Source organism: Kitasatospora sp. GP30 (assembly GCF_029892145.1).
In the GTDB taxonomy this organism is placed as follows: Bacteria; Actinomycetota; Actinomycetes; order Streptomycetales; family Streptomycetaceae; genus Kitasatospora; species Kitasatospora acidiphila.
Genome location: NZ_JARZAH010000022.1, coordinates 126,754 through 133,715 on the forward strand (window position 1 = coordinate 126,754; position 6,962 = coordinate 133,715).

Below are 6,962 nucleotides of genomic sequence, written 5' to 3' on the forward strand. Positions count from 1 at the left end.
GGAAGGGAGTTGACGTGTCGTACCGGATCCGCCGGGTGCGTCCGGAGGACTGCGCCGAGGTGCGGGAGCTGCGGCTGCGGGCGCTGCTGGTAGCCCTGCCGCCCGGCGGGCTTGAGCTGGAGATGGCGCGGCCGCTGTAGGTTGGCCGTCATGGCGAAGACGGTGACGCGCAAGGCCCGCGGCTACGACCCGGCGAAGGTGCGGGCCGCGCTGGCCGCCGAGACCGAGGCGGTGCGGGGCGCCGTGCACCGACTGGCCGCGGATCCGGCGGCGGTGGCGCTGCTGGACCGGCCGACCCGGCTCGGCGACTGGCGGGTGCGGGAGCTGGTGGCCCACCTGGCGTGGCAACTGGCTTTGGCACCTGAGAAGTTGGGGCAGCCGCTGGAGGGGCGGGCACCGTTGGGGCTGACTGCCTGGGTGAGCGGGGTCGGCTCGCTGGCCGAGTGGCTGGACGCCGGCACCCGGGAGCGGGTCGCCGCGGCGTTCGCGGGTTCTCCGGCCGAGGTGGCGGCGGCCTTCGACCGGGCGGCGGACGCCCTGCTGGAGGTGCTGGCCGGGCCCGAGGTGCTGGATCCGGAGCGGCGCGTGGAGCTCCGGCTGGGCTCGATGACGCTCGCCGACCTGCTGGTCACCCGGCTGGTGGAGGCGGTGGTGCACGCGGACGATCTGGCCGACGCGTTGGAGCTCGCCGACTTCCCGCACGAGCGGTTCGCGCTGGCCTCGGTCAGCCGGCTGCTCGCCGACTCCCTCGCCGAGCAGGTGCCGGGCGGCTCGGTGGAGCTGCGGGTGCCGCCGTTCGCGGTGGTGCAGGCGGTGCCCGGGCCCAAGCACACCCGGGGCACCCCGCCCAATGTGGTGGAGACGGCTCCGCTCTGCTGGATCCGGCTGGCCACCGGTCGGCTGGACTGGGCCACGGCGGTGGACCGGGCCGAGGTGGCGGCCAGCGGGGAGCGCAGCGACCTGAGCGCGTTCCTGCCGGTGCTGCGCTGAGACAACACCCGCTGCACGCGGGTCAGTTGGCGGTCGCGGTCGCGGTCGCGGGGGTGAGGCTCGGGGCGGTGGTGGGGCGCCGGGTCTCGCGCAGCAGCAGGCCGGCGGTGGCCAGCACGAAGACGGCGGTCAGGGCGTGGACGCCGAGTGCGGTGGCCAGCGGGCCGCCGTGGCTCAGCACGATGACGGCGTCACCGAGCGGGGTGAAGGCCTCGGCGAGCACGGCCCAGCCCAGCGCCCGGCGCTGACCGGCGATCAGCAGGGCCAGCGGGACCAGTCCGGAGGTGATGTCCCGGACGCCCTTGATGTCGTAGAAGCCCTCGCCGGTACCGGTCGGGCCGGTGATGCCGAGCCCGGCCACCGCGGAGTGCGGCTGCAGGATGAACCACATTCCGACGAAGATGATGAACGCGCTGATGAGCAGGGTGCAGACGGTGGCGATGCGGCGGCCGGTCATGGTTTCCCCCAGGGGTGTCGAGGGCCCGTGTCTTGACGGGCACTCTTTCTAGCACTGCTAGGAACAGTTCTGACGCTAGCACGGGCGCCGCTCCGATTTCTAGCACTGATAGAACCGCTGCCATTGCCACTCAGTGCGGCCCGGTACCGGGTCCGGGCGTACGACAGCCCCCTGACGGGTTCGTCAGGGGGCTGTCGGCTCGGTGGTGCTACTGCTTCAGCTCGGCGTAGGCCTCGGGGCTGCTGTCCTTGAGGAACTGCCAGCAGCGCTCGGCCTCCTCGGACTCCTTGATCGAATCGGCGGCCCTGGCCAGCGCGGCCAGGCAGCGCAGGAAGCCGCGGTTGGCGCGGTGATCCCACGGGACCGGCCCGTGGCCGTGCCAGCCGGCCCGGCGTAGCGCGTCCAGGCCGCGGTGGTAGCCGGTGCGGGCATAGGCGTATGACTCGACCACCCGGCCCTCGGCGAAGGCGTCGTCGGCCAGCATCGCCCAGGCGAGCGAGAACCACGGGTAGTCCGCCGCGAGCTGGGTGGGCGACGCGGACTCCTCGGCGAGCCGGCGGTACGGCTCTGCCTCCTCGGTCAGCAGCGTCGGGTCCGGGCCCGAGAGCAAGTTCTTCCGTTCAGTCATGCTCCCCAGTCTGCCAGCAGGGCGGTGGTGAGCCGGCGGCGCTGCTGTGCTCATGCCGTGCAGTGGTAGAGCAGCTGCAGGCCGGGGCTGTCAACCGACTGCCCGTAGTCGCCCGGCGCCACCGGGGCGCAGGTGCTGCGGACCCAGCTGGTGACCGCCGTGGTCGGACCGGAGCCGCCGCCCCGCCCGCCGAAGCCGCCGCCCTGGGTCGAGCCGATCAGGACGTAGTGCAGCTGGTTGCTGCGGATCAGCTCTTGGAACTGCGGCAGGCTCGGCGACGGCACCTTGCCGGTGAAGCCGCCCATCGGCAGCACCTCCTTGCCGGTGGCCAGGATGTAGGGCGAGGAGGCCGACCACGAGGTGGTGGCGAAGAGGTAGCGGGCGCCGTCGGCGTGGGCCTCGGTGTAGGCGAGGATCTGCTGCTGGGACGTGCTCAGACCGGTGCTGTCCTGGCCGAAGCCACCGAACTGGGCCATCAGCGCCGCGAGTTCGGGGTTGTCCGCCGCGCCGCCGCGCGCCCCGCCCCGGCCCGCGCCGCCGCCGGGTCGGCCGAAGCCGTGCGCCGCCTGCGGGCCGACCGCGCCCATGCCGCCGTTGCCGCTGTACTTGCTGTCCAGCACCGACGCGGCCCAGGCACCCGGCGCCAGCAGCACCGTGGCGAGCGCGGCCGCCAGGCCCGCCGTGGCGAGCCGCAGCCGGCCCAGCCGGCGGGCACCGAACCGCGCGGTGCGGCCGACGACGAGCAGCGCCAGCGCCAGCGCGCCGAGTGCCAGGGTGACCGGGGCCAGCCAGGGCAGGAAGGACGGGAACAGGTGGGCCAGGTAGGCGCCCCAGGCTGCGCTGCCGGCCACCGCGGCAGGCAGCGCCCAGGCCCGCGGGCCACCGCCCTGGTAGGCCCGCCAGAGCAGCACCAGACCGGCGCCGCTGAGCGCGGCCAGCGGGGCGGCGATCACGCCCATGTAGTAGGTGTGGCCGCCGACGCTGCCGGCGCTGAAGGTCAGGAAGTACACCGCCAGCCAGCTGCCCCAGAGCAGGTAGCCGGCGCGCAGCCGGTCGGTGCGCGGCTCCTTGCGCCGCCAGACCAGCGCGCAGAGCAGGGCGACCGCGGCCAGCGGGTAGAGCCAGCCGGTCTGCGGGGCGAACTGGGAGCCGAACATCTTGGTCCAGCCGCCGTCGCTGCCGCCCGGGCCGCCCTGGTGGCCGCCGGCCTGGTGGGCGCCGCCCTGGCCGCCGCCGAAGCCCGGCGCGCCGCCCTGGCCGGCACCCGCACCGGCGCCGTAGCCCGCACCGGCACCCGCGCCGTAGCCCGCGCCGTGCCCGCCGCCGCGGTGCTGCTGGCCGCCGGCCTGGCCGCCTTGCGCACCGCCTTGCGCGCCGCCCTGGCCGCCCTGAGCACCGCCTTGCGCGCCGCCCTGGCCGCCCTGAGCACCGCCTTGCGCGCCGCCCTGGCCGCCCTGAGCACCGCCCTGCGCGCCGCCCTGGCCACCGCCGCCGCCCCACATGCCGCCCTGGCCCGAGGTGACGCTGCCGGTCTCGTCCGCGTTCAGCCCGACCTGGGTGAAGCGGTTCAGGAAGTTGTAGCCCACCACCATGCTGTAGGCCGAGTTGTCGGTGGTCCCGTCGATGTACGGCCGGTCCTTGGCCGGCGTCACGGTGGCCAGCAGCACCCAGGAGGCCGACACCGCCGCGGCGACCAGCCCGGCAAGGCCCACCCGGGCCAGCCGCTTGCGCAGCGGGACCGGTGCGGACACCAGGTAGACGACCGCCAGCGCCGGCAGCACTGCCCAGGCCTCCAGCATCTTGGCCTGGAACGCCGCCCCGACCCAGACACCGGCCAGCAGCAGCGGCCGCAGCTTCCCGCTCTGGGCGGCCCGCTGCGCGGCGTCGGCGGCCAGCAGGAGCAGCAGGGTGAACAGCGGGTCCTCGACCGCGGTGCGGAACAGCCCGGCCACCACCGGAGTGAGGGTGAACGCCAGGGCCGCGAGCAGCGCGGCGTTGGCGCCCGCCCAGCGGCGGACCGTGCGGAACAGCACCAGAACGGCCAGTATCCCTTCGACCGCCTGCGGCAGTGTGAGCGCCCAGGGGTGGAAGCCGAAGATCCTGGCGGACAGCGCCTGCGGCCACAGGAAGCCGGGCAGCTTGTCCAGGGTGATGGTGTTGGCCGGGTCGTAGGAGCCGAAGACGAAGGCCTTCCAGCTCTCCGTCATGCTCCGCACGGCGTCGGCGTAGAAGGAGTGGTAGGTGCTCTGGTTGATGCCCCAGAAGAACAGCACCCCTGCCAGCGCGGCGATGGCGAGCAGGGCGGGACGGGCATAGCCGGGCTGTCCCTCGGGCGAGCGCCAAGGCGCTCGGCGCGGCGGCCGGCTGGCGGACGGCGGATCGGCAGCGATAGGTAGCGCGGTGGTGGCCATGAGCGACAGCCTTGGCCGTGTCCATGAGAAAACCGTGACAGTCCGGGCGATCCGGCGAAAACGATACCGATCCGGGGGGAAGATTTTGCCGTTCGGGATCTTGCTGGAAACGTTCGAAGCCTTGCCGGAACCGTTCGAAGCCTTGCCGGAACCGTTCGGATCCCTGCTGGAAACGTTCGGGAGCAGGCCGGAAATGATCGAGCCCCGGTCGGCGGGTGCCGGCCGGGGCCCGGTTCACGCGATCAGATCACGCGGTTCACGCGGTTCACGCGGTCACTTCAGGCGGTCACTTCACGCGGTCACTTCAGGCGGTTGCCCGTGGAACGCAGCATCTGGGTGGCCTCGACCACGCGGGCGGCCATGCCCGCCTCGGCCAGCTTGCCCCAGGTGCGCGGGTCGTAGGTGGACTTCTTGCCGACCTCGCCGTCGACCTTCAGCACGCCGTCGTAGTTCTTGAACATGTGGTCGGCGACCGGGCGGGTGAAGGCGTACTGGGTGTCGGTGTCCAGGTTCATCTTGACCACGCCGTTCTCCAGCGCGGTCTCGATCTCCTCCTGGGACGAGCCGGAGCCGCCGTGGAAGACGAAGTCGAACGGGTCCTTCTTGCCGTACTGGGCGCCGATCGCGTCCTGCAGGTCGCGCAGCAGCTCGGGGCGGAGCACCACGTTGCCCGGCTTGTAGACGCCGTGCACGTTGCCGAACGAGGCGGCCAGCAGGTAGCGGCCCTTCTCGCCCAGGCCGAGCGCCTCGGCGGTGCGGACGGCGTCGTTCACCGTGGTGTAGAGGGAGTCGTTGATCTCGTGGGAGACGCCGTCCTCCTCGCCGCCGGTCGGGGTGATCTCGACCTCAAGGATGATCTTGGCGGCGTGCGCCTGGGCCAGCAGCTCCTGGCCGATGGCCAGGTTGTCGTTCAGGGTCTCGGCGGAGCCGTCCCACATGTGCGACTGGAAGAGGGGGTTCTCGCCGCGGGCCACCCGCTCGGCGGAGATCGCCAGCAGCGGGCGGACGTAGCCGTCCAGCTTGTCCTTGGGGCAGTGGTCGGTGTGCAGCGCGACGGTGATGTCGTACTTGGCGGCGACGATGTGGGCGAACTCGGCGAGCGCGACGGCGCCGGTCACCATGTCCTTCTTGTGCTGGCCGCCCAGGAACTCGGCGCCACCGGTGGAGATCTGGATGATGCCGTCGCTCTCGGCCTCGGCGAAGCCGCGCAGCGCCGCGTGCAGGGTCTGCGACGAGGTGACGTTGATGGCGGGGTAGGCGAACTTGCCGGCCTTGGCCCGGTCGAGCATCTCGTTGTAGACATCGGGAGTTGCGATGGGCATGCGAATCCGCTCCTGTCGGTGTGGGGCGATCGGACGACGCTGTCCGATGCTCGATACGCCTCTTGTTCACGGCGTCGCCGCGGCACGAAGTCGTTGAGGGTGGTCTTCGACCGCAGGCCGGACACCGCTGTCATCCTCCCAGACTCGTGCCTCCGGTTCACCTATGGGTTCAGCATGCGGGCTGGCGTCGAACGCTGCCGGGAGCGGCCACCTCGCCGCGCTATCCTGCGCCCGTGACTACCAACACCGACCTAGCGGTCAATCTCCTGGATGCCAAGTCGTTGATCAGCTCGGTCGGGACCTTCGGCCTGCTGGCGATCATCTTCGCCGAGACCGGACTGCTGATCGGCTTCTTCCTGCCGGGCGACTCGCTGCTGATCCTGGCTGGTGTCGCGGCCTCCTCGGCGGCGGCCAAGGCCTTCGGGCCGGGCGTCCAGATGCCGATCGGAGTGCTGCTCGTCGGCGCGCCGATCTGCGCGATCGTCGGGGCCCAGCTCGGCCATCTGCTCGGCGCCAAGGCGGGGTCCAAGCTCTTCGACAAGCCGGACTCGCGGATCTTCAAGCGCGACTACGTGGAGAAGGCCGAGCAGTACTTCGCCAAGTTCGGCCCGGAGAAGGCCGTCGTGATGGCCCGGTTCATCCCGATCGTGCGGACCTTCCTCAACCCGGTCGCGGGCATGCTGGAGATGCCGGCCCGGAAGTTCTTCGTCTGGAACGCCCTCGGCGGCGTGATCTGGACCGAGGCGATGCTCTGCATCGGCTACTTCTTCGGGGACTCGATGGCCCCGGTGATCGACAAGTACCTGATCCCGGCGATGGCCCTGATCATCCTGCTGTCGATCTCGCCGATCCTGATCGAGGTGGTTCGGGAGCGGAAGAAGCGCAAGGCCGGCGGCGCGGCCGTGGCCGGCTCGGGCGGCAGCGGTGAGCCGGTGCAGTCCGGTGGCGGCCGGCACCGCCGCGGCTGACGTTCGACATCGCACGTTCGGTACGGCAGAAGTAGCCGCAGAAGTACCGCAGCAGTACCGCAGAAGGGGGGGGCCCCCCGGGGCGGGGGGGGGGCGGGCGCAATTTTTGCGGAAAGAAACCACCACCCCCGCGGCGGGGGGCGGGCCGCGGGGGGCGGCCCGGGGCGGGGGGGGGGGGGGGGGTGG

General features: G+C 72.2%; 7 protein-coding genes. 3 read left to right on the forward strand and 4 right to left on the reverse strand.

What is annotated here, in order from left to right; all coding sequences use genetic code 11:
* Positions 1 to 14 precede the first annotated feature (14 nt).
* Both P3T35_RS26325 and P3T35_RS26330 read left to right on the forward strand, forming a co-directional pair.
* Positions 15 to 140 (forward strand): hypothetical protein, encoded by a 126-nt coding sequence (locus P3T35_RS26325; protein ID WP_280707980.1) that lies wholly within the window; start codon positions 15 to 17, stop codon positions 138 to 140.
* Between the two features lie 10 nt (positions 141 to 150).
* The gene (locus tag P3T35_RS26330) at positions 151 to 990 is read left to right on the forward strand and encodes a sterol carrier family protein (protein WP_101380753.1); all 840 of its coding nucleotides are present in this window, start codon (positions 151 to 153) and stop codon (positions 988 to 990) included.
* Between the two features lie 22 nt (positions 991 to 1,012).
* Here the strand turns inward: P3T35_RS26330 and P3T35_RS26335 are convergent, their stop codons facing one another.
* The 4 genes from P3T35_RS26335 to fbaA all read right to left on the reverse strand — a co-directional run bounded on the left by P3T35_RS26335 (position 1,013) and on the right by fbaA (position 5,808).
* On the reverse strand, positions 1,013 to 1,447 hold the full coding sequence (locus P3T35_RS26335) for a DUF4267 domain-containing protein (RefSeq protein WP_101380754.1): 435 nt from the start codon (positions 1,445 to 1,447) through the stop codon (positions 1,013 to 1,015).
* A 208-nt stretch (positions 1,448 to 1,655) separates the two neighbouring features.
* Positions 1,656 to 2,075 (reverse strand): DUF3151 domain-containing protein, encoded by a 420-nt coding sequence (locus tag P3T35_RS26340; protein WP_101380755.1) that lies wholly within the window; start codon positions 2,073 to 2,075, stop codon positions 1,656 to 1,658.
* Positions 2,076 to 2,125: 50 nt separating this feature from the next.
* The gene (locus P3T35_RS26345; RefSeq protein ID WP_101380756.1) at positions 2,126 to 4,486 is read right to left on the reverse strand and encodes a glycosyltransferase family 39 protein; all 2,361 of its coding nucleotides are present in this window, start codon (positions 4,484 to 4,486) and stop codon (positions 2,126 to 2,128) included.
* 299 nt (positions 4,487 to 4,785) lie between these two features.
* Positions 4,786 to 5,808, reverse strand: a complete 1,023-nt coding sequence (gene fbaA / locus P3T35_RS26350) for a class II fructose-bisphosphate aldolase (protein WP_101380757.1) — start codon at positions 5,806 to 5,808, stop codon at positions 4,786 to 4,788.
* Between the two features lie 233 nt (positions 5,809 to 6,041).
* On the opposite strand from fbaA, the gene P3T35_RS26355 reads away from it, so the two are divergent.
* Positions 6,042 to 6,776, forward strand: coding sequence for a VTT domain-containing protein (locus P3T35_RS26355; RefSeq protein ID WP_101380758.1), 735 nt, complete (start codon positions 6,042 to 6,044; stop codon positions 6,774 to 6,776).
* Positions 6,777 to 6,962: the final 186 nt, after the last annotated feature.

Bases quoted from the DNA above. Each gene is read 5' to 3' on its own strand.
- P3T35_RS26335 (WP_101380754.1), bottom strand. From the start codon at position 1,447: ATGACCGGCCGCCGCATCGCCACCGTCTGCACCCTGCTCATCAGCGCG.
- P3T35_RS26330 (WP_101380753.1), top strand. From the start codon at position 151: ATGGCGAAGACGGTGACGCGCAAGGCCCGCGGCTACGACCCGGCGAAG.
- P3T35_RS26340 (WP_101380755.1), bottom strand. From the start codon at position 2,075: ATGACTGAACGGAAGAACTTGCTCTCGGGCCCGGACCCGACGCTGCTG.
- P3T35_RS26345 (WP_101380756.1), bottom strand. From the start codon at position 4,486: ATGGCCACCACCGCGCTACCTATCGCTGCCGATCCGCCGTCCGCCAGC.
- fbaA (WP_101380757.1), bottom strand. From the start codon at position 5,808: ATGCCCATCGCAACTCCCGATGTCTACAACGAGATGCTCGACCGGGCC.